Annotated in this window: 24 protein-coding genes; 21 read left to right on the forward strand and 3 right to left on the reverse strand. The window is 34.7% G+C overall.

The window, feature by feature from the left end; all coding sequences use genetic code 11:
* Positions 1-140 precede the first annotated feature (140 nt).
* The 3 genes from ACWG0P_RS15255 to ACWG0P_RS15265 all read left to right on the forward strand — a co-directional run bounded on the left by ACWG0P_RS15255 (position 141) and on the right by ACWG0P_RS15265 (position 2,103).
* Positions 141-587, forward strand: coding sequence for a phage baseplate protein (locus ACWG0P_RS15255; protein ID WP_455802465.1), 447 nt, complete (start codon positions 141-143; stop codon positions 585-587).
* 295 nt (positions 588-882) lie between these two features.
* Positions 883-1,329 carry a phage holin family protein gene (locus ACWG0P_RS15260; RefSeq protein ID WP_455802449.1) on the forward strand — a complete coding sequence of 149 codons (447 nt, stop codon included), beginning with the start codon at positions 883-885 and terminating at the stop codon, positions 1,327-1,329.
* Complete coding sequence (locus ACWG0P_RS15265) at positions 1,330-2,103, forward strand: CHAP domain-containing protein (RefSeq protein ID WP_455802450.1); 774 nt, start codon at positions 1,330-1,332, stop codon at positions 2,101-2,103.
* 38 nt (positions 2,104-2,141) lie between these two features.
* Here the strand turns inward: ACWG0P_RS15265 and ACWG0P_RS15270 are convergent, their stop codons facing one another.
* The gene (locus ACWG0P_RS15270) at positions 2,142-2,711 is read right to left on the reverse strand and encodes a hypothetical protein (RefSeq protein ID WP_455802451.1); all 570 of its coding nucleotides are present in this window, start codon (positions 2,709-2,711) and stop codon (positions 2,142-2,144) included.
* 133 nt (positions 2,712-2,844) lie between these two features.
* Here ACWG0P_RS15270 and ACWG0P_RS15275 point away from each other — a divergent pair, with 133 nt between their 5' ends.
* The 10 genes from ACWG0P_RS15275 (at position 2,845) to ACWG0P_RS15320 (ending at position 14,408) form a co-directional block, all read left to right on the forward strand.
* Positions 2,845-3,864 (forward strand): FHA domain-containing protein, encoded by a 1,020-nt coding sequence (locus tag ACWG0P_RS15275; protein ID WP_455802452.1) that lies wholly within the window; start codon positions 2,845-2,847, stop codon positions 3,862-3,864.
* Position 3,865: 1 nt separating this feature from the next.
* Complete coding sequence (locus ACWG0P_RS15280; protein ID WP_455802453.1) at positions 3,866-5,584, forward strand: serine/threonine protein kinase; 1,719 nt, start codon at positions 3,866-3,868, stop codon at positions 5,582-5,584.
* A 1-nt stretch (position 5,585) separates the two neighbouring features.
* Positions 5,586-5,762, forward strand: a complete 177-nt coding sequence (locus ACWG0P_RS15285; protein WP_455802454.1) for a hypothetical protein — start codon at positions 5,586-5,588, stop codon at positions 5,760-5,762.
* Positions 5,763-7,937, forward strand: a complete 2,175-nt coding sequence (locus ACWG0P_RS15290; protein WP_455802455.1) for an Ig-like domain repeat protein — start codon at positions 5,763-5,765, stop codon at positions 7,935-7,937. It abuts the gene before it with no gap.
* Positions 7,918-12,063 carry an FtsK/SpoIIIE domain-containing protein gene (locus ACWG0P_RS15295; RefSeq protein ID WP_455802456.1) on the forward strand — a complete coding sequence of 1,382 codons (4,146 nt, stop codon included), beginning with the start codon at positions 7,918-7,920 and terminating at the stop codon, positions 12,061-12,063. Before ACWG0P_RS15290 ends, ACWG0P_RS15295 begins: the two co-directional genes overlap by 20 nt.
* Before the next feature lies 1 nt (position 12,064).
* Positions 12,065-12,319, forward strand: coding sequence for a hypothetical protein (locus ACWG0P_RS15300; protein ID WP_455802457.1), 255 nt, complete (start codon positions 12,065-12,067; stop codon positions 12,317-12,319).
* Positions 12,320-12,331: 12 nt separating this feature from the next.
* Positions 12,332-12,634 (forward strand): WXG100 family type VII secretion target, encoded by a 303-nt coding sequence (locus ACWG0P_RS15305; protein WP_455789404.1) that lies wholly within the window; start codon positions 12,332-12,334, stop codon positions 12,632-12,634.
* Positions 12,635-12,643: 9 nt separating this feature from the next.
* Complete coding sequence (locus ACWG0P_RS15310) at positions 12,644-12,940, forward strand: pore-forming ESAT-6 family protein (RefSeq protein WP_455802458.1); 297 nt, start codon at positions 12,644-12,646, stop codon at positions 12,938-12,940.
* 202 nt (positions 12,941-13,142) lie between these two features.
* The gene (locus ACWG0P_RS15315) at positions 13,143-14,090 is read left to right on the forward strand and encodes a hypothetical protein (RefSeq protein ID WP_455802459.1); all 948 of its coding nucleotides are present in this window, start codon (positions 13,143-13,145) and stop codon (positions 14,088-14,090) included.
* A 27-nt stretch (positions 14,091-14,117) separates the two neighbouring features.
* Positions 14,118-14,408, forward strand: coding sequence for a DUF4176 domain-containing protein (locus ACWG0P_RS15320; RefSeq protein ID WP_455789401.1), 291 nt, complete (start codon positions 14,118-14,120; stop codon positions 14,406-14,408).
* A 33-nt stretch (positions 14,409-14,441) separates the two neighbouring features.
* On the opposite strand, the gene ACWG0P_RS15325 is transcribed toward ACWG0P_RS15320, so the two are convergent.
* Entirely contained in the window at positions 14,442-14,672 is a 231-nt protein-coding gene (locus ACWG0P_RS15325) for a NifU family protein (protein ID WP_455789400.1), read from the reverse strand.
* Between the two features lie 16 nt (positions 14,673-14,688).
* Positions 14,689-15,150: a divergent PAP2 family protein gene (locus tag ACWG0P_RS15330; RefSeq protein WP_455789399.1), complete on the reverse strand. Its 462-nt coding sequence runs from the start codon at positions 15,148-15,150 to the stop codon at positions 14,689-14,691.
* A 109-nt stretch (positions 15,151-15,259) separates the two neighbouring features.
* On the opposite strand from ACWG0P_RS15330, the gene ACWG0P_RS15335 reads away from it, so the two are divergent.
* The 8 genes from ACWG0P_RS15335 to ltrA form a co-directional block, all read left to right on the forward strand.
* Entirely contained in the window at positions 15,260-15,613 is a 354-nt protein-coding gene (locus ACWG0P_RS15335; RefSeq protein ID WP_455789397.1) for a CvfD/Ygs/GSP13 family RNA-binding post-transcriptional regulator, read from the forward strand.
* Between the two features lie 16 nt (positions 15,614-15,629).
* A complete protein-coding gene (locus tag ACWG0P_RS15340) occupies positions 15,630-16,904 on the forward strand; it encodes a glucose-6-phosphate isomerase (protein ID WP_455789396.1) in 1,275 nt (424 codons plus the stop codon).
* A 135-nt stretch (positions 16,905-17,039) separates the two neighbouring features.
* Positions 17,040-17,243, forward strand: coding sequence for a helix-turn-helix transcriptional regulator (locus ACWG0P_RS15345; protein WP_455789394.1), 204 nt, complete (start codon positions 17,040-17,042; stop codon positions 17,241-17,243).
* A complete protein-coding gene (locus ACWG0P_RS15350) occupies positions 17,240-17,665 on the forward strand; it encodes a DUF6442 family protein (protein ID WP_455802460.1) in 426 nt (141 codons plus the stop codon). Before ACWG0P_RS15345 ends, ACWG0P_RS15350 begins: the two co-directional genes overlap by 4 nt.
* Positions 17,666-17,822: 157 nt before the next feature.
* Positions 17,823-20,453, forward strand: a complete 2,631-nt coding sequence (gene ppdK, locus ACWG0P_RS15355) for a pyruvate, phosphate dikinase (protein ID WP_455802461.1) — start codon at positions 17,823-17,825, stop codon at positions 20,451-20,453.
* Between the two features lie 135 nt (positions 20,454-20,588).
* Positions 20,589-21,509: an HD-GYP domain-containing protein gene (locus tag ACWG0P_RS15360; RefSeq protein WP_455802462.1), complete on the forward strand. Its 921-nt coding sequence runs from the start codon at positions 20,589-20,591 to the stop codon at positions 21,507-21,509.
* Between the two features lie 456 nt (positions 21,510-21,965).
* Positions 21,966-22,106, forward strand: a complete 141-nt coding sequence (locus tag ACWG0P_RS15365) for a hypothetical protein (protein ID WP_455802463.1) — start codon at positions 21,966-21,968, stop codon at positions 22,104-22,106.
* A 36-nt stretch (positions 22,107-22,142) separates the two neighbouring features.
* Positions 22,143-23,172, forward strand: a 1,030-nt coding sequence (gene ltrA / locus ACWG0P_RS15370) for a group II intron reverse transcriptase/maturase (RefSeq protein WP_455802464.1), incomplete at its 3' end; no start/stop codon positions are given.

Here is a 23,172-nt window from a genome sequence, read left to right on the forward strand (position 1 = left end):
GGTGGAGTTGGAAAACTTCATCGGATACGATGCATAATTGGCTAAAAATGATGATTTCTCTCTATAAAACAAAAAAAAGAAAAGCAGTACTCGCTATGGGTACCACTTTGTCAACAATCTGAATAGTCCCTATAGGAACTATTATACCCAATCAATTGAGCACTTTTAATCCTAATAAAATATATTTCGGAACTACTTGGGTTCGTCACTCACAGGGCAGAGTTCTAGTTGGTGTTGATGAAAATGATCCTGACTTTAGTGTGTCAGGTAAAAAAATAGGGCATAAAAATATACAGGCACATAACCATAGCGCATCGACATCAATTAATTCAACGAGCATCGCAGGACAGTGTCGTGTTTTAGCACATCCAGCATGGATTGGTGGAAATTCGGGAGCATTAGGCATATATGATCCGTCTAGTAGAGAGCCTTTTCCATCAGGTAATGCATCGGCGATGGCGGCATACTTAAGATTCAACAATACTCATGGACATAGTGCATCTACTTCTATTGGAAGTGCTGGAAGTGGAGATGCTCAAAATATACAGCCATCAATAACTACTTATATGTGGGTTAGAACAAATTAAAGGGAGTAAATATGACAAAACACATGTGATAAAAATTTTTGGATGAATTGAATGAGATGGGCATAACGAATAATCTGATTATTAGGCAAAACGATGATAAGAAAATCGAAAGATCAGATTTTATTTTATTTGTAGCTACAAGCAAAGAAGTAGAAATAAGATAAGCAGATATATTTGTATATTTTATTCGTAAAAGTTTAAATTATGGTTTAAATCTAATGAAATGCAATTGGATTTATAGAGCAGAAATGCTCTTTTATTTATCGCAAAAGGCGAAAGAAAGAGATGAGGGATTATGAAAATGGAATTTATTATCGACAGTATCAATACAAACCCAGTAGTACTAGTAGTGGCATTATGGATAGTTTTAGATACCATCTTTGGCGTGTTGAGGGCTTTTAAACAACACGGCTTTAATTCTAGTTTTGGAATTGATGGGGGCATAAGAAAAATAGGTATGATATTTGGAATACTATTTCTCCTAATAGCGGATCACATTGTACACATAAATTTAGCATTCATGATACCTGTAGATTGGTTAAAAATATTTGATTTAGAAAAAATAGGATTAACAGAATTCTTTGGAATCTTGTTTATACTATATGAAACAATTAGTATACTAAAGAACATGATTTTGGTAGGTGTACCAGCACCTAAATGGATTAAGGATTGGTTAGAGAATTTTTTAAATACAATGACAAATGAAATGCCAGAAATTTTAAAAGGTAAGGAGGATAAGTGAATGAAAACACCTTTAGATTTTAGAAATGAAGTATTAGGAAAACGATTTGATATTGATGGTTACTATGGTGCTCAATGTTGGGATGGATATGCTTATTATATGAAATGGTTAGGTTATACATATGCTTTTTGTACCTCAAGTAATTATGTGAAAGATATTTGGAATAATAGAAATAATAACGATATGCTGAAATACTGTGATGTAGTTTCTACCTTGCAACAAGGAGATATCGCTGTGTTTGCGGAAACGAGTGAAACTCCATATAGTCATATCGCTATATTTATTACGGATAATGGAAATGGAACTGGAACTTTCTTGGGACAAAATCAAGGAGGCTATGATGGATCCTTTAATGAAGTGAGCTTTTCTTATAAATGCTTACTTGGTGCATTTAGACCCAAATGCTATATTGGCTTGTTCGATAAGTCAACAAAAAGCAAGTATGGAGTTGGTCTTCCAGTATGTACAAATATCTTAGCTACCTCTAGTACAGGTGGTAACGTGTTTAAAGGTGATTGGGAAGGTGTTATCACTCACATTGTTGAGGGAACTCCATATCCATATTTGTTAAACAACGGAACTGGCTGGACGAATGATAATGGAATTGACAGTGATTTACACATTCCTGGTGTGAAAAAATCTGTTGATCAAGTTGCCTTAGAAATATATAGAGGAATCGGGAATTGGGGGAACGGTCAAGAACGTATTAATAAATTAAAGTCAGCAGGATATGATGCCAATGATGTGCAAACAAAAGTTAATTCAATGTTTTAATTGAAAATCCCTACTTCTCTTTGAGAGGTAGGAATTTTTTATATACTTTTTCCTTGCTTTACATCCATCCAAAACAATAGGATAGCCATTCCAATTGTAAATGTAATTTCCAATAATGAAGATACACTTCCATAAACCATAAAGAGTACTAAGTCAAAAGAGACAAGTAAACCATATAAGGACATACTCTTTTCAAATAGGATGAAATCTTTTTTCATTAAATCAAAGAGATAATGGAAGAATACAGCAACATAAAGTGCGGTTGCCCACATGGCAATTCGGATGTGCCATTTTGATAATTCTGGATAAGAGGTTGGATGATAGGGAAGAAGCACAGATATCATCATTCCTAAACAAGCAATCAATAAAAGTAACTTACCAAGTTTTGATGAATAAGAAGTTCGTTTCATAAAGGTATATGTATAAGAATAGAAATATAGCCCTGCACTTGTTCCCCATAAAATTAAGTAGAACTTGTGACCAAGTTCATTTCCTAAATAGGAAAGGTTTTCTTTTAAAGGGGCGACATAGAACAGTGTCCCTAAATTACATAGTATGATGAGAATCAAAGCGATGAGCTTGATTTTTTTTATGCTTTCTTTTTTCATACAATACCGCCTTTTCAGTGTGATTATTATAACATTTAATTTTGTGAAAAAATGTGAAATGAATAAAAATTTAGGATTTTTAGAAATAAATCTCGTATGTAATAAGTGTAAGGGATAAGAAGGAGGGACATGCGTGGATGAACGTTTGAAAAAAATTGAATTAAGGGAAGATGGGTTTTTAGAAGTTACCCTAAAAAAAGGAAAAGATTTTGATGATTATATTTATCAACAGATGCAAAAGGATAGTGGGTGTTTGCCTTGTGTAAGAGATCCACGAATGAAAAGTAAACTATATTATGATACGAAGGGGTATGTAAGTTTACAGACGTATTTAAAAGCACATATGTTTGATGAAGTAGAGAGTATTGAATTCCTGATTTATTTGTTAGAGGATATGGTGCGGGTAAATACAGCAAAGCCTATTTTAATGGATCCTGCTTATATATTCTTGAGTTATGATGGAGGTGTTTTGCGTTTTCTTGTAATACCTGCCGATGTAGATCAGTGGGTGTTTCAAAAAAAAGAGTGTAGAGAGTTTTTAGAAGAGTTGATATTTGAAATGCGTATATCACAAGGGTATGAAGCGATAGGTTATTTGACCTATATGAAACGTTATGAAGAAGTTTCATTGCCAATGATATTACAAGGGTTACATGATTTACGAGAACAACATAGACCAAAACCAACCCTCTTAGAAAAATTGCTTCATTTACATAAAGAGCAAGAGTACATGATAAAAGATATACCTCTACCGAAAGCATATCCACAACTACAAGTCTTGAATTCTGTTATGGAGGAACAAGGACCTTATTTGAAAGAAGAGGAAGAATCACAATCCATTCATGCGCATACGGTTGTATTGTTGCAGGAGAGTTCTTTGTCGCTTTATGATGAAACAACGAAAGAAGAGGTTTTGATACATAAGGATACCTTTACAATAGGTAGGGCAAAAGATAATGATTTATGTATACCAGAACAGTTTATTTCACAACATCACGCTTGTATCTATCGAAACACAAGAGAAATAGAAGATTTATCTTCATCGAATGGAACCTTTATCAATCAACAAAGAATCAAACGTGAAACCTTGCAAGATAAAGATAGAATCAGTTTTGCGAAATTCTCATTCATTGTAAAAATAAAGGATGGATAGAATGTTGCTTCATGATCGCTATGAAATACTGTGCGAAATTGGGAAAGGGGGAAGTGCAAGAGTATATAAAGTTTTTGATTTACGCCTACAAATGCACTTTGCATGTAAATGTATCGTACTACAAGATGAAAAGAATAAAACGAGTTTCTATCGTGAATTAAAGATTTTAACAACCCTGCATCACTCCAATATTCCTCGTGTAATAGATCAATTTGAAGAGGAATCATATGCGTATGTCATTATGGAACATATCGAGGGGATGTCTGTTTTAGATTATGTGTTGGAACATGGAAACATACATGAAAAACAAGTGCTGTCTTGGATGTTAATTGTCATAGATATATTCTTGTATCTTCACAATCTCAAACCAGAACCATTGCTTTATTTAGATTTGAAACCACAAAACATCATGATATCGAAGAGTGGTAAGTTGTATTTGATCGATTTTGGTTCAAGTACCTTAGGTACGCAAATTACTCCAATTTCAGCCACGAAAGGATATGCTCCAAAGGAACTTATGAAACAACATCAAGTTAGCAAAGGGTGTGATATTTATAGTTTTGGAGTTACGTTTTATGTTTTACTGCACGGACATTTTCCAAAGGAAGCAAAGAAAGTATCACTTCTTGATAAAGTGTTGTTAAAGTGTTGTGAAAAGGATGTGAAGAAACGATTTCAAAACTTTGAAGAAGTGAAGAAGAATGTTCGTAAACAGATGATGAAGCGTTCTATGCACTTGTATAAAATGATCCTATTGATGATTTTGAGTTTGATTATGGTTTGGGTGGGATGTTATGAAGAGCGTAGGATACAAGAAAGTGTAAGTGTTGATTATTTAAATGCTATGAAAGAGGAAAATTATTTGGAGGCAATGAAATTATCCAATGGGGAGGTAGAACCATATCGTAGATATTATGAACAACAGTGTACAATTGAGAACACTTGTGAGAAAGCACTGTTAGAAATGGAATCTCAAGCCATCAAATGGAAGCATGATACATATTCACAGGTAGCATTTTTTATTGCTTCTAAAGCAATTGAACAACAAGATACTTTTTATTTTCAAATGGCATACAAATATTTAGGATATGTGAAGAGTGAACAAGGTATAGAGAGGAATGCGATTGAGAATCTTCGTTATATCTTGCAAGTGTTAACACAAAGACAACTCGATGCTTCACAACAAATACCTTTATCTAAGGCATTAAAGGAACTGGAGGCATATGCAAACTCACGAAAGGATATAGAAGAGCAGTATGTTTATGAACATATCTTGCTAATTCTTTACGAACAACAACATCTTGTACTTGATGAGGCGAATGAAACGATCCTTCGGATATGTACAAAGATGAAATCACAAATACAAGATACACAGAATGGATTGGATATGACAAAGTTAACGTATTTGGATGAACGTATTGCCTATGCGTATTATCGCATGGGAATGAACCATTATACGAAACAGATGTATATACCAATGAAACAACATTACGAACAATCGATATCTTATTTTTTAAATAGTGAGACAAAGGATCGATTTTCAATATTATCTTCTATGTATTTACAGATATTTGAATATGCAATTGATGATCAGGAGAAAAGAAACTATGTATCTATACTAGAAGAAGCTAAAAAGTATGCAGCTCAAATACCGCAAGTGAATACACGCTTGTATATGGAAGAAATGATAGAGAGAAAGTTAAGGAGTTATGTGAATTAGAATGGAAAGGGTAAGTGTTTATATTAGTTTTTGTATTGCGGGAATCTGTATGTTGGGCGCAATGCGTGAATGGTTTTTATTAAGGAGGATTGTTAAGAAAAAAGAAATTGTATATGAGTGTGAAGTTATACAAATAAATGATGAACAAACAGAAGTATTAAGAAAGGACGATATATAAATGAAGGTGTGGAAACTATGTGTATGTTTATTTTTGGTGGGGATGATTCCTTCTCCAAAGATATACCCAATGGAAATGACAGATACAAGTACTAATTCAAAAGGCATAGTGTTACTTGTAGATAAAGAGGAATTAAAAGAAGGCTATTTAGTGTATCCTACATTTACGCTAGAAGTTGATAAAGATGTATATGATCCTTCTATAAAAGTAGCAATATTAAATCAACAAGGTGAGGAACTGGATGAAATTGATGTTGTATGGATATTACAAGATGAAAAATGGATGGGTGAAGGAACATACGAGCATGAGTTAAACAATGGAAGTGTTGTGGTAATGTTGGGTGAACATAAGTTATATGAATCAGAAAAGTTTACTATCGAAACTTCTATTCATGAACCAGTGGTATATATGAATGATAAAAAAGTTGAAGGGGATTTCTTTACTAGTGTTGAAGATGTAACTATGAAATTTGTGTTTGATGAAGCTGTTAATAAAGAAAGAAGTTCGTTATATATCAATGGAGACAAGAATGAGCTTTCATGGGAGAAGGATGAAAAAGAAACTACAACACTATTTGAAGGAGAAGGGGAGTATGAAATTGCTTATACATGGTATGACAAATTAGGGAATGAGAAGAAAGGTTTTTATCATTTAATTATCGATCGAAAAAATCCTGGTGTTGAACTATATTTGGATGATCAAAAAACAGATACGCTACAAAAATTTTATTCAAAAGAAGTCGTTCTTAAACTTTATGTGGAAGATGCTTTGTTCGATATGGAAAATAGCAAGCTATATAGGAATGATTCTATTGAGGAAATTGCTTGGACAAAAGAAGGTTCAAGGTATGTTGGAGAAATGAAACTACATGAAGGCAGCCATCAAATTACATATGAGATAAAAGATACATTAGGACACTTAACACAGAAAACGCTACCTATAACCACAATAGATACAACAGCTCCTAAGGTTATATTTGAAAGAAAGAACTTTGAGATTTCAACGCAACAACAACTTATTTATACAATAGAGGAATCTCACTTTGACTATAAAAATAGTTATCTATACATGTTACATAATGGAGTTGAAGACTATCGAAAACTAGATGATAATAGTACTGAGAAAGGATACCAAGGCTTATTTGCATTTGATGATGAAGGGGAATACCAAGTGACACTCGTCATAAGGGACTTCGCTGGAAATAAAACAAGTTCGCAAAATATTTCCTTCACGATTGATCATAGCGCACCAAAATTAGGTATCATCTGTAATGAGCAAACGATGATAGATGAGGACATATACACAACCAATAAAGATGTTACAGTGACATTTTCAGTTCATGATGAAACGCTGCGTTCGCATACCATTACTGTCTATAAAAACAAGCAGAAAATAGTGGAACAAGGCAATTTAGAACGTATGCATTTTATAGGAGAGAATCAAAAAAATGATGACTATGTGGTGACTTTGAGTGCGAGTGATGCGGCTGGAAATCAAAGTGTTCAACAAGTGCGTTTTTCCATCTATAAAAAAGTTTCTCCTCTAGTGATAGAAAATGATGTCTTTAAAAACAAACCCTATGCGAACAGTTGGACTCCACAAATAAAGGATGATGGAACTCAATTACATGTGATAGGTTCCTTGCTTTACAAAGACCATTTACCAGTACCTTACCAATGGGGGGATGCTATCAAAGAAGAAGGAAATTATGCACTAGAAGTAATTGGAAGTGATCGTGCTATGAATCCAACATCACTACCAAATACCTTCTATTTCACAATTGATAAAACACCTCCTTTAGTAATGCTAACCAAAAATAAAAAACCAATTCCAAATACCCTCTATATTAAAGATACATTAACATTATCCTTACATCAGAAGGATAATGGAAAACTACGAGAAGAACATTTTGCATATATCAAAATCAATGGGAAAGCAGTCGATTTAAACAATCAAAAAAGCTATGAATTTACACTGGATTCATCACAAGAATACACGATATCTTGTAAGGTATATGATGACGCTGGAAATGAACAAGTAAAAGCTTGGAAGTTTCATGTATCTAAAAAGCCAATACTTACTCAGCATCTTAAAGTAGAACAAATAGGGTTTGTAATTGTCATGGTATCTAGTATAGCAGTTACACTTTATATTCATGGACGAAGAAAAACTTAAGACACAGCTTTATATTTATGGATTTGATCAACTTGAAGAATGTATCCTTCCGAAACAAAAAGAAGGTAGATTTTGGATATATCATAGTGTAAATAAAGAACGAGTAAAACTTATAGAGGTAATGGCAAGAAAGAAGAAATGGTATTTTGTTCAACACGATGAATGTAGAATCAATGAAGAAAAAGAGCATTTTGTAGAAGTGAAAAATGAGAAACGATTTATTCTAAATTTTCAAAAGCATACTGTATTTCTATTTAGCTTTGCGTATGAAAGAGTTCATCATCAATATAAGGCATTTACCTTTACAAGAAGGCTTCAAATTGGAAGAGGAGATACTTGTGATATCGTGTATGCACATGAAGCTGTATCTACGCTACATGCGAGCTTATACTACGATGATGATGGTTTTTGGATTGTGGATGAACAAAGTAGTAATGGTGTTTATGTAAATGGAAAACGTATAAAAAAACAATCATTAAAAATGAAAGATTGTATCCAAATTTTACAGTTAAAAATTCTTATTGGGCCTACGTGTATTTTCATGAATGAGGTAAAGCAGGTTTCTAAGAAAACATCTATTTGTACGTATCAATTTTCTCAGATGTCTGCTTGTAAACGCAAAGATAAAGACATTTATACATGGGTTGAAAAAGATGCTTTTCACTTTCAAAAGAGAATGTATACAATCGATACTTATCCTGCACCATTTGATCGTAAGCAGATGCCTATGATCTTCCTGTTAGGTCCTGCAGTTACAATGGGATTGTCTTCTTTATCCATGGGTGTATTTTCACTTCTACAAGCTCTACAACAAAAACAAGAAATGACGCAAGTTATGCCTACCTTGATTATGTCCTTTAGTATGGCGACTGGTACCATTCTTTGGCCTTTATTAACACGTCTATATGAGAAAAAGCTTGCGTTAAAACAAAATCAAGTTCGTAATAGTACCTATGTTTCATATCTTAACGAGATGCAAAATCGAATGTATGAAGAAATACATGCTTATGAAACCATGCTTAGAACATACCATCTTACCACTACGCGCTATATTGAATTATTCTTAGAACATACTTTGGTAGCAAATCATAAAGATGATTGTAGCGTGACTTTAGGGATTGGGGATATTCCATATACATTACAAATGGAAAAGCCAAGAGAGGAGTTCAAACTATATCAAGACCTACTACAAGAAGAATTAGAGAAAATTACATTGCAAAGCTATTATGCAAGAAATGTACCTGTTGTGATTGATTTGAAAAAGCATCGCTATGTACAAGTGGATGGGGAAGATGCAAGTGTATTTATGCTAGATTTATTGTTTCAAATGGTACTAGCATATCAAAATGATATAAAAATAGTGGTATGTATGAATACAAAATTAGCACATGTAAATAAGATAGCTTTTATGCCTCAGATATTTAGTGAGGATGGATCGATACGTTATCTTGTCAGCGATGAACAAGATGGAAAGCTTATTTATTCCACGTTGGAAGAAGAAATGGCAACAAGTACAAAGGTGTATGCGTTCTTTATATTTAATGGATTACTTGCGAGTAAACTACAAATGAAAACACTCTTAGCGAATGAGCATTGTATATGTTTCAAGATATATGATTCTTTTAACAATCATGTAAATATCATACCTACAAAGATACAGGTAGCAAGCAATCAAGGATATGTACATCAAGAAACAACCCTAAGATTTACGTATCAACTTACTACGAAACGAAGTCTATGTGCCTTTCAATTAGCGAATCAAAGGAGTGGTAGAAGCACTCGTGTTAGGTTACCTAAAAGCTATCATTTGTTGGAAATGTATGAGTGTGGGAATGTTGAACAACTCAATGTGTGGGAGCGTTGGCAAAACAATGATGTGAGTGATTCTTTAGAGGTTAGGATTGGCATTAATGCTTATCATGAGCCTTTGTATTTGGATGCGCATGAGCGTTATCATGGGCCACACGGACTCTTTGCGGGAATGACAGGTTCAGGGAAGAGTGAATGTTTATTGACCTATATTTTATCCCTTGCGATATGTTTTTCACCAGAGGATGTTTCCTTTCTTTTGATTGATTACAAAGGTGGAACCATGGCAAAGTCATGTGGGAAACTACCCCATATTGCTGGAATTGTGACAAACCTTGATCAAGATATCATACAACGTTCTTGTATGTCCTTACGAAGCGAACTACAACGAAGACAACAACTCTTCGCACAAGCTTGTTTGACGTACGATGTTGGAAATATGAATATCGAAACATATCGCAAACTCTGCAAAAAGTATGAACATTTACCAAAACTTTCGCATCTCTTTATCATCGCGGATGAATTTGCGGAATTAAAGAGCCAACAACCAGAATTTCTTGAACAACTGAAACAAAGTGCGCGTATTGGTCGAAGTTTAGGGATTCATTTGTTGTTGGCTACACAAAAACCATCCGGAGTTATCGATGATCAAATATGGAGTAATGCACATTTTCATCTTTGTATGAAAGTACAAAGTATCCAAGATAGTCAAGATATGTTACGTAAAGAAGACGCAGCGTATTTAAAAAGAGCAGGGGAGTGTTGTTTACAAGTAGGACTTGATGAGATTTATGAAAAGGGGTTAATTGCTTGGTCACAGTATTCTTATTTTGAAAGGGAAGAAGTTGAAAAACATACGTTTGATGAAATCGCAATTTTAAAGGATACTGGAGATTATCAAAGTACGCAACATATAAGTCCATTAAATGAGAAAACAGATACTACTCAGATGGATGCGGTTGTAGAACATATGGTACATATTGCAAAACGTCAACACTTGTACGCACAATCGCTGTGGAAAGAATCCTTGTCGCAAGATATGTATGTGAAAGAGTATCCCAAAGCAATAGGGATTATAGATGATGTGGAAAATCAAAAACAGTTTCCCTTCCTCTATGATCAAGTATGGATTTCTCATCTGTTGGTTTATGGAAAGTCAACAAGTGATCGTGAAACCTTACTTAAGACATTACTGTACCAGATAATACAAGAAGAACACGTACATATGTATATCTTCGATTTTGATCAACATCACTTGTTATGTTTCCAACATCGAGCTTGTATTTGTGATGTTGTGATTGAAACACAACGAGAAAAAGTGGAGAGCTTCTTTTATCAAATGAAAACAAAAAAGCAAGAAGATAAGATAGAAGAAAAGATTCTCGTTGTACATAATTATGAGGCGTTTCATGAACTATATGAAGAATATGAAAAAGATTTGCTTTATCTTTTAAGAGAACATGCAAAACTTCATTTTCGTATATATATTAGCGCAAGCAATCCAAGTACTGTATCTTATCGTATTCAACAATACATTTCTTCTGCGATTGCATTTTCCCTACATGAACAAAACGATTATCGTATGATATTTAGTGGAGGTTGTCCTTTTTATCCAACAAACAAAGGGAGTGGACTTCTACAGTACCAACAAAGGATTCTTAACTTTCAAGTACTACAATGTACGCAAGAAGATATAGAACAGTTGCCTTATGAGAAAGGAAATCTTTATCAAATTCCTGTATTACCAAAACAAGTAAGGTATCCTATTGAAGATATTTCAAAAGGGTTATATTTAGGAAAACAGGTGGATAGTAAAGAAGATGTATTTTGTACATTTTCTCATCATATACATTATGTAATTTGTGCTTTTCGTTTTCTTTCATCTTTTCTATATGTAACGTTTCAACAATTAGCTTTATATCGTAAGGATGTTTATGTTGTTCATGATGAAACGATAGATAATGATGAAGAACTTATGATGAAGTTAGAAGATGAAAAAGAGCATATCTTTATTTGGAAGAGACCTTATCAATTTACAGATTTTAAACTTCAAGAATACCTACGCGAGAAACTCATGGAAGATCATCATAAACATATCTTTCTATATACGATGAAGGAACATTCCTATTATTTACAATATGATTGGTTTCAAGATTCCTTATACGATGCTTTTCTTCTTTGGATGGGAAAAGGATTCAAAGATTATGCGTATATGTTTAAATGTCAAAATATCGCATCGCAAGAACTAAAAGCTAATCAAGCTTATCTTATGGAGGAAGATACATGTATCAAACTACAATTATGGGAGGTGACATAACATGGATGAAAAGATATTGGTGGAGGTATATATACCTGCGGCACAGCTATCATTGGATGTTGTGTTACCTACATCATTTCGTATTTCTCAAATCAAAGACAAATTATTCTTGATGTTGCAAGAGTGCAGCCAAGGAGCTTTTATCTTCAGCAAGGAGAGTGTCTTTTATTCGAGTAGACTACAAATCAATTTACTAGATGATCAGGTTCTCAAAGACATCGATATAAGAACAGGTGATGAAATCATAGTCTGGTAAAGGAGAGATACCATGAGCATTAAAATTCAGGTAGATCCCACAAAGTTAGAAAGTGGGGCATTGCGCATTGAACAACAAGGCGTTGCATATGAAAAAAGCTATGCGCGATTATTTCAAGCAGTTGAAACCATGAGTGCTGGTTGGCAAGGAAAAGACAATCAAGCATTTATTACACAAATACAAGGATTTCAATCAGACTTCATACAAATGGCAACATTGATGAAAGAGTACTCTAGTTTCTTAAAAACAAGTGCTAAGATTTATCGTGAAACGCAAAATGAGCGAACGGCGCAAGCACGTCGCTTAGTGAATTAGGAGGTAGTTATGGATTCCTTATTAATTACACTAGCAGAAGTAAGTCATACCTCCATGCAAATTCGACAAGAAAATCAACAACTATCAAACTGTTTAAAAGACATCCATCAATGCATGAATCAAATAACCAATGAATGGCAAAGTCCCGCTGCACAAACCATACGTACAAAGTTTCAAGGGATGATTCCAATCTTTGATCACTATCGTGAAATTGTTGAAAACTATGCGAAATTCCTTGATCAAACCGTTCAAACATACCAATCCATTGAGGATCAATTAAACAGTCATGCACAATCTTTCCAATGAAACATGGCGTTTGATGAATCAATATGTGAACCAATTAAGTGCCATGGAAACACTCGTTACAAAAAACATGAACCTATTGCCTTCCACTTGTCAGGGAAGCGAACTCCTTTACATGCAACAACATTTTCAAACCATGTTAGGAAATATACAAAACCAGAAAACTTGGTGTAAAAGAATATGCGGACAATAACGTAATCTCGTTATGATGCGTGTAGATACTGAGAAGCTTTTCGTACTGCAAACAGAGTTTTCTAAGTGTCTATCAATTTCCAAAGAGTTACAATCTTTGCAATATCAATTAAGCCTTCAACAAACACCCCTAGCTTCTAGTATTTATCTACAAGAACTAAAAACCAGTGAATACCAACTGCATGAAAAAATAATACATAGTGTGCAGTATTTTCAAAGCGCTCTTTCCTCTATTCAACAAAGTGAGAACAATATTCAAAAAACTGCAGATGCCATATCCTCCTTTGAAAAGTCTAAAGCTTACGAAAGTTCTCAAAATACCCAACATCAGAAATCAAGTGATTTCTCGTATAAAACTGAAGTTATGAAGTTCAACCATCGTGTTCATTCAACATTGAATAAAGGTGGTAATCTTGTTGGATATGTGAAGAATGGAGTGTGTATTGGTGCATTTGCTGGTTTTGATGTTTGGCGATTTCGTGCAGATAAAGAAATGAAGTATTTAAAAACAGGGGTGGATCTTCGTGTGGGAGATGTGAGTGTTTCCGCGGATGCGAAAGCACTCCTCTTTCAAAATGGGAAACTAGATCCTAGTTTACAATTAGAAGCAAATGCAAGTGCTACCTTAGCACAAGCAGGTGCCTATTTAAATATTGGGAATGATTATCTCAATGTACAAGGGGAAGCAAACGTAAAGGTTGGTACTGCCAGTGCAGAAGCAAAGGCAGTGATTAAAAAAGATGAGTTTACTTTAAAAGCAAATGTAGGCGCCGCCGCTGTAAAAGGCGAAGTAAAAGCAGTCTTTTCTATATTCGGTGTAAAGATAACACTAAAAGGAACAGGTGAACTAGGAGCTGCGGGTGCAGGCGCAGAGTTTTCCAGTAAAAAAGGAGAGTTTGAGTTTGGTGGGAAAGTTTCTATGGTAGCAGGTTTGGGGTTTAAAGTACATGTTGATTATTAACGTGAGACAAGGAGCAAAAGAAAACAAATGAACGAAAAAACAATCAAAGAAGTGATGCCCATTGGCAGTGTGGTAACCTTATTAGGTGGCACCAAAAAAATTATGATCTGTGGAAGGATTCAAGAAGATAAAAATACTGCAAAAGTATATGATTATGCAGCATGTTATTATCCAGAGGGTATTTTAGACCCTAGTGAGCTATTCTTATTTCAACATGAGGACATTGATAAAGTGTACTATGTAGGATTGCAAGAAAGTGATGAATTCGCATTTCGTAGTTTTATGGAACAACGCCTAAAAGAAATGAACATGCTATAAAAAAGTCCGTTATCTATATAGATAACGGATTTTCTATTCTATTAACTGAACTTTTACAACGCCTTCAACTTCATCCAATAAGATAGCTTCTACGCCACCTTGAATGGTATCATCTACGGACATACATCCAACACAAGCGCCCAATAAGCGAACATTTACAATTCCATCTACGAAAGATACGAATTCAATATCTCCACCATCACGCTGTATATAAGGTCTGATTTTATTAATCACACGCTGTATTTCTTCATTCTTTGTTTCCATTTCTTACCCTTCTTTCTTAGAACAGATGGGATACTTCAAACAAAACAAGAGCAACCAGTGTACCTAGTACAAGACCACCTAATACTTCAATGTATTTATGTCCTAACACACTTTTAATTCTTTCATGATAAATAGGATCCGAAAACTTCAATCCTTTTAGCTTTTCAAGGTCCATGATCAGTTGCTTTGTTAGCTGGATATTTCTCCCCGCATAATAGCGAACATTTGCCGCATCATAAATCACAATAAAACTAAATACGCACGTAATCGCAAACAGGGTAGAATCAAATCCTTCACTTAATCCAATGGCTAGTGTTAAACCACTGACCGTGGAACTATGTGAACTAGGAAATCCTCCGCATGCGATACATTGATGAACATCAAATTTCTTCGTACGTATATATAAGAAAAATGGTTTTAATATTTGTGCTAATAGATTTGCTATTAGAGCTACAGCAAGGGGGTAAAAAGAATCCATATATGTATCACCTCATAGGCAGATTGAGAAAATCTCTTTCTGTAGATATTATTATACCACAAAATGAAAAAAGATATGTTATAATAATCCCATGAGATGAGGTGGATTTATGCATTATATGGTTGGAGAAGTCGTGGAAGGTGTCATAACTGGTATTAAGCCTTATGGCGCGTTTGTTTATCTAGATAATAAACATAACGGTTTAATTCACATTTCAGAGATCAGTGAACGTTTCGTAAAAGATGTACATACCTATGTCAAGGTCAATGAGCGTGTTAAAGTAAAAATCATTGATATGGATGAAGATGGTGTGCATTTAAAGTTATCGTTAAAAGCCATAGAAGCAAATAAAGCCCGTTCCATGCGTAAACGCAGATTGATCCAGGAACTGCCTCCAATGGAAAAAGGATTTTCTACTTTGGATGCACATTTAGAAGAATGGATTCAGCTTGCCATAAGATAAAGGAGAAAAAAAGGTTATGATGAAATTAGACGTTACACACGCATTTTTACAAGAAGACATCAAAGCTTATCAAGATGAAGTGACAAAATGTCATGACATGCTCGTGAACAAGACTGGTAAAGGGAACGACTATGTCGGTTGGGTAGACTGGCCTGAAACTTATGATAAAGAAGAATACGCTCGTTTAAAAACGGTAGCAGCAGATATCCGTTCAAAAAGCGATGTATTGATCGTTTGTGGAATCGGTGGATCATATTTGGGAGCAAGAGCTGCCATTGAAATGATCAATGGTTTATATGCAAATAAAAAACCAGAAATCATTTTTATGGGAAATACATTCTCTTCCACTTACATTGCACAAGTAATGGAATACATTAAAGACAAAGAAGTTGCAGTCAATGTAATTTCTAAATCCGGAACAACAACAGAAACTGCATTAGCATTCCGTTTATTAAAACAATTCATGGAAGAAAAATACGGAAAAGAAGAAGCAAGCAAACGTATTGTTGCGACTACGGATAAAGCAAGAGGTACCTTAAAGACAATCGCAGATAATGAAGGATACGAAACATTTGTAATTCCTGATGATATCGGAGGACGTTTCTCTGTTATTACTCCTGTAGGATTATTTCCAATCGCAGTTGCTGGAATCGATGTAGATGACATCATGAAAGGTTTAGCAAAAGCCAAAGAAGAATTAAGTAATCCAGATGTTGATAAGAATGCTGCATATGCATATGCAGTTGCTCGCAGAATTATGGAAAATCAAAATAAAGATGTAGAAATGTTGATTAGCTATGAACCACAAATGGCTATGGTTGCGGAATGGTGGAAACAACTATTCGGTGAAAGCGAAGGGAAGGAAGAAAAAGGAAATCTTCCAACAAGCGCTAACTTCTCTACAGATTTGCATTCCCTTGGACAATTTGTTCAAGATGGTAAAAAAATCTTATATGAAACATTATTGTTAGTTGACAAACCAACCCTTGATTTAACATTCCCAAGTGATGCTGCAGATATTGATGGTATGAATTACTTGAGTGGAAAATCTGTTGACTGGGTAAACAAAATGGCTTGCCAAGGAACACTAGAAGCGCATGAAGAAACAGGACATGTGCCTAACTTAATCATCACAATGGAAGATATGAGTGCAGAAAGCTTCGGTTATATGTGCTATTTCTTCTTCAAAGCATGTGCAATTACTTGTTATATGTTGGATATCAATCCATTCAACCAACCTGGTGTTGAAGTATACAAGAAAAACATGTTCCGTTTATTGGGAAAAAACTAATACGTTAAGAAGATGTCGGTCGACATCTTCTTTTTTTGTAAAGTACACTTTTATGGAAAGTGTAGTTTACATCTTAGTAAATCCGCAGTATACTAGAAGTATGGAAAGCGTACTTTCCATAAGCGAGGCGATAATTTGAAGAATAGATTAGAAGAAATACGTAAATCAAAGGGCATACGACAAGAAGAATTAGCTTTTGCTTTAGAAGTATCAAGACAAACCATTGGTTCTTTGGAAAATGGAAGATATAATCCTTCTATACAATTGGCATTTAAGATTGCAAGATATTTTGATATGAGTATCGAAGATATATTCATTTACGAGGAGGAAAAAGCATGAAAAAATATAAACATTGGATACTAGTTTTCATCGGAAGTATTGCAGCCCTTACTGGACTATATATGATCAATGTAGTGGAACCAATAGGTCTTATGAAAACAGTGCCATATTTTTTAGTAGGGATAGGATGTGGAACATTGGGACATAGTGTAGGCTCTATTTATCAAGCATACATTTACAAAAAGAATCCAGATATTGCGAAGAATATGGAAATAGAAACAAAGGATGAACGTAATATCATGATAAAAAATCAAGCAATGGCAAAAGGTTATCAAATGATGACATATGTTTTTGGAGTATTGTTGTTGGTATTTGGAATTATGGATGTACCGTTTGAAATATTTATTGCATTTGCCATTGTGTATATATTTGTGCAAATTTATACGGCATACTGTCATGTAAGAATGACTAAGGATTTATAATTGAAATCATCATAAAAAAGGCTGTAATAGTCTTTTTTTGTACCATAATCGTAAAAATGAAAACATTTTCATTGGATAAATACTAGGAATTGAATAAGAAGTTTGCTATAATATAAACATTAGAAATGTAAACGATTACATAGAGGAGGAATGTTTCATGTCAAAGAAGTATGTTTACCTTTTCTCTGAAGGAAAAGGAGCAATGAAAGATCTTCTTGGTGGAAAAGGTGCAAACCTGGCAGAAATGATGAACTTAGGGATGCCAGTACCTTATGGTTTTACAGTCACCACAGAAGCTTGTAACCAGTATTATGTGGATGGTGAGAAAATCAATGAAGATATTCGCAAAGAAGTATTTGAGTACTTGATGAAACTTGAGGAACTATCTGAAAAGCAATTTGGAGATCCTAAAAATCCATTGTTAGTTTCTGTTCGTTCAGGTGCACGTGCATCTATGCCAGGTATGATGGATACTATCTTAAATCTTGGTATGAATGATGAAGTTGTAGAAGGAGTAGCAAAACTGATGGGGAATCCACGTTTTGCATACGATTCTTATCGCCGTTTTATTCAAATGTTTGCGGATGTAGTTATGGGATTAAGTAAGGCCAAATTTGAAGAAATCATCGATGAGATGAAAGAGAAAAAACACGTTGAACAAGATACGGATTTAGATGCGGATGATATGAAAGAAATGGTAAAACTTTTCAAAAAGTTCTATCGTGATTCTTTAGGTGAAGAATTTCCAAGTGATCCTAAAGAACAATTGTATCGTTCCATTGAGGCAGTGTTCCGTTCATGGAATAATCAAAGAGCGATTTTCTATCGTAAGATGAATGATATTCCAGGTAGTTGGGGAACCGCTGTTAATGTACAAATGATGGTATTTGGAAATATGGGTGATGATTGTGGTACAGGTGTTGCATTCACAAGAAATCCAAGTACTGGTGAAAATAAACTATATGGTGAGTTCTTAATGAATGCACAAGGTGAAGACGTTGTTGCGGGTATTCGTACACCAAACACAATTGATAAATTAAAAGAGATTGCACCTGATGCATATCAAAGATTTACAGAAATTTGTACTGCACTTGAAAAACATTACAAAAATATGCAGGATATGGAATTTACAATTGAAAAAGGAAACTTATTCATGTTGCAAACACGTAATGGGAAACGTACTGCAGCATCTGCATTAAAAATTGCTTGTGATATGTTTGATGAAGGCATGATTACAAAAGAAGAAGCCTTGATGATGGTAGAACCAAAACAGTTAGATTCTTTATTACATCCACGTTTTGAAGATGCGGATTTAAAGAGTGCGAAACCAATTGCTTCTGCATTACCTGCATCTCCTGGGGCAGCTTGTGGACAAATCGTGTTTACTGCTGAAGAAGCAATTAAAGAAACATCCTTAGGACACAAAGTAATCCTTGTTCGTTTGGAAACATCTCCTGAAGATATTGAAGGTATGCATGTTTCAGAAGGAATCCTTACCGTGCGTGGTGGTATGACAAGTCATGCTGCAGTCGTTGCTCGTGGTATGGGTGCTTGTTGTGTATCTGGTTGTGGTGATATTAAAATTAATGATGCTGGAGCATATTTTGAAGTAGGTGGAGTTCGTTATCATAAAGGTGATTTCATCTCTTTAGATGGTTCTACTGGTAATATTTATGGACGTGAAATTAAAACTGTTCCTGCAGAAATTTCTGGTGACTTTGAACGTTTCATGGCTTGGGCAGATGAAGTTCGTACATTGAAAGTTAGAACCAATGCAGATACACCAAAAGATGCTGCACAAGCGGTTTCCTTTGGAGCTGAGGGTATTGGATTAGTACGTACGGAGCATATGTTTTTTGAAGGTGAACGTATAAAGGCAGTTCGTGAGATGATCGTATCAAAAACAGAAGGACAACGTCGTAAAGCACTTGCGAAATTATTGCCAATGCAACGTGGGGACTTTGAAGGTATCTATGAGGCAATGCATGGTCTACCAGTAACGATTCGTTACTTAGATCCACCTCTACATGAATTCCTTCCAACCAGTTCTTATGATATTGCACAGTTGGCAAAAGATATGCAAATTGATTTAGATGAATTACGTAGTGTTATTATGAGTCTTCATGAGTTCAATCCAATGATGGGACATCGTGGATGTCGTTTAGCAATTTCTTATCCTGAAATTGCAGAAATGCAAACCACTGCAGTTATTGAAGCTGCAATTAATGTAAACAAACAACATCCTAGTTGGAACATTGAACCAGAAATCATGATTCCATTAGTTGGAGATAAAGCAGAGTTGAAATTTGTGAAAGATGTTGTAGTTCGTACTGCAGAAGCTGTTTTAAAAAGAGAAAATGCTACATTGACATACCATGTAGGTACAATGATTGAAATTCCTCGTGCAGCATTGTTGGCAGATGAAATAGCAGAAGAAGCAGAGTTCTTTAGTTTTGGTACAAATGATTTAACTCAACTTACATTTGGGTTCTCTAGAGATGATGCTGGAGGTTTCTTAAATGACTATTATGAAAAGAAAATCTTTGAACAAGACCCATTTGCTAGAGTAGACCAAAAAGGTGTTGGAAAACTTATAAAAATGGCTGTTGAAGGTGGTCGATCTACAAACCCTGATATTAAATTAGGAATTTGTGGTGAACATGGTGGAGATCCAAGTTCTATTGAATTCTGTCATCGTATGGGTTTATCATATGTTTCTTGTAGTCCATTTCGAGTGCCAATCGCAAGACTTGCAGCAGCACAAGCGGCAATCAAGGATAAAAAATAAATTAATACAATCAAAAGGTGATGCATAAAGCACACCTTTTATTGCCTGATTTCAGATATAGTCACCCATAAAAACTATTAACATAGTTTACAATGTAAAAATTATGGTATAATATAAAAAAAGGTGGTGCATACCGTGGGTTTAAAAGTATGGCATGATCAAAATCTTTATAATACAACTGATGCAGTAAGTGTTGAATGTTTAAAAGATGACAAAATGCAAGTAGTGTTTTATACGCTGTTTAATAAAGAATGTTTGAATATTGTTCCTGACGATTATCAAGTAACATCGATTATTCTTGTTTTAGAAGGGCATGTAAAATTATATTCCGTAAATGAGCACTATGAACTTGAAGCACATGATTCTGTTATGTTAACAGATATATCACAAAGTTATGTTATAGAAGCAAATGGGTTTGCGAAAATCATTGCAATTAGCAATGAGGTGAATCAATCTCCTGAAGAAGATGAATTATTGAATAAAATGCTAGTGACTGTTGAAGAAAAAGATACCTATACCAAAGGACATAGTAAACGTGTATCTCTATATTCTATCCGATTGGCATTGGCTTATGAATCTACGTATAATGTAGTTTCGCTGGGGGTAGCTGCAAGTATGCATGATATAGGGAAAATAAATGTACCTATTTCAATTCTTCGAAAACCAGATAAATTAACGGATGAAGAATATGATATCATTAAACTTCATCCATTAGATTCTTATACCTTTTTAAAGGATAAATTAGGTGAACGTGTTGCTCAAGCTGCTTTACAACATCATGAGAGATTGGATGGAAGTGGATATCCGTATGGAATTCGTGCAGAACATATTTGTATGGACGCAAGGATTATTGCAATTGCGGATGTATTTGATGCAATGACATGTAAGCGGACATATAATGAACCTAGGAAAGCAATTGAAGTGGTGGAATATTTAGAACAAAACCTCGATAAATATGATGCTGTTATTATTGCGATTCTTAGAAGAAAGGTAGAAAGTGGAGAATTAGATGACATTGTAACTGCATTTACAACAACTTTATCAACAAATATATAAAGTAAAAGATTTTCATTCTCTAGGATGAGAATTTTTTTTTAGTGTGCCATGCATGGCATATATCTAGGTGGTGAAAGTCCACTGTGGGAGTATGTAGTTGCCAACCACTAGCCAAAGGCAAGGGTCTAGCCGTGAGGAAGATAGCGGAGGAAGCCCCAGGAAAAGTTTCGACCCAAGGAACACGAACATTTTGAGGCAGTGAGTCTGGACGAGGTTGCTAAACAAATCGAAGTCCTAAAACTACACAGAAGGCGAAACTGTAAAGAATGTGGGTAATGGAATGAAAGAGATATGTCTTAGTGTGGGAGGTCTTGTGGACATGGGAAAATGAAATTTGAACCGTGGTCGAAAAAGGTTTATCACAAGAAGTCAGCCGAAGTCGTAGTAGTTACATAAATGTGTGTAATGAAGGACTGAACAGTATGAGGTGGATGAGATGAAAGGGAGTGATGATGAATGAAATACAGCCAACTTCAATTTGAAGACTTAGTGATGGAGAATAGCACGGAATGTGAAGGTAAGTCACAAGTGTACAATTCATCATTGGAATCTTCTTCAAACAACACCAACAAGTTTGTAGTAAAAGAGCAGATGTGAGAGAAAACTCTAGACAAGAACAATTTTCGAATTGCGATGAATAGAGTAATCAACAACAAAGGAGCGCAAGGAGTAGATGGAATGCATGTCGATGAACTTCGAGACTTTCTAAATATAAATTGGGACCAGTTAAAACAAATGCTCATGGATGGTAAATATCGTCCAAGTCCTGTTCGAAGAGTAGAAATACCTAAGGACAATGGAAGTAAAAGGAAATTAGGAATACCAACGGCAGTAGATAGAGTAATACAACAAGCAATAGCTCAGGTATTAACACCAATCTATGAACCATTGTTTTCAGAGAATAGCTATGGCTTTCGTCCAAAAAGAAGTGCACATGATGCCATAAATAAATGTAAGGAACATTTAGATGGGAGCTACAAATATGTGGTGGATATAGACTTAGAAAAGTATTTTGAAACAGTGAACCATGATATACTTATCACGCTGTTGTCAAAGACAATTCATGACGGAAGAGTTATCTCACTAATTCATCGTTACTTGAATGCAGGAGTTATGATAAAGGACAAAAAGGAGGAGACGACCATTGGCGTACTGGCTGGTGGAAATCTTAGTCCAATCTTGTCAAATATCATGCTTAATGAACTTGATAGAGAGTTAGAGAAAAGAGGTCATCACCACGTTCGTTTTTCGGATGATGTGATGATATTTTGTCGTACAACAAGAGGTGCAGAAAGAGTAAAGAAATCTATAACAAACTTTATTGAAGGAAAATTGAAATTGAAAGTTAATAAGGAGAAAACGGTTGTGGCACATGCGACGAAAGTTAAATTTCTAGGCTTTGGATTTTATTTCAATAAAGGAGCTAAGGTAAGGATACATCCAAAATCGCTAAAGAAGATGAAGAACAAAATCCGATATTTATTAAATAAATCGAAAGGAAATGTCTCAAATGAGGAATGTCCAATAAGGCTTAGAAGATATATTAAGGGATGGGTAAATTATTTTAAGATAGCAGATATGAGGAAACTACTAAAGCAAATAGATGAATGGATGCGAAGTAAGATAAGGTGCCGGATATGGAAACAATGGAAGAAAATAAAGA

The organism is Amedibacillus sp. YH-ame6 (genome assembly GCF_053848845.1).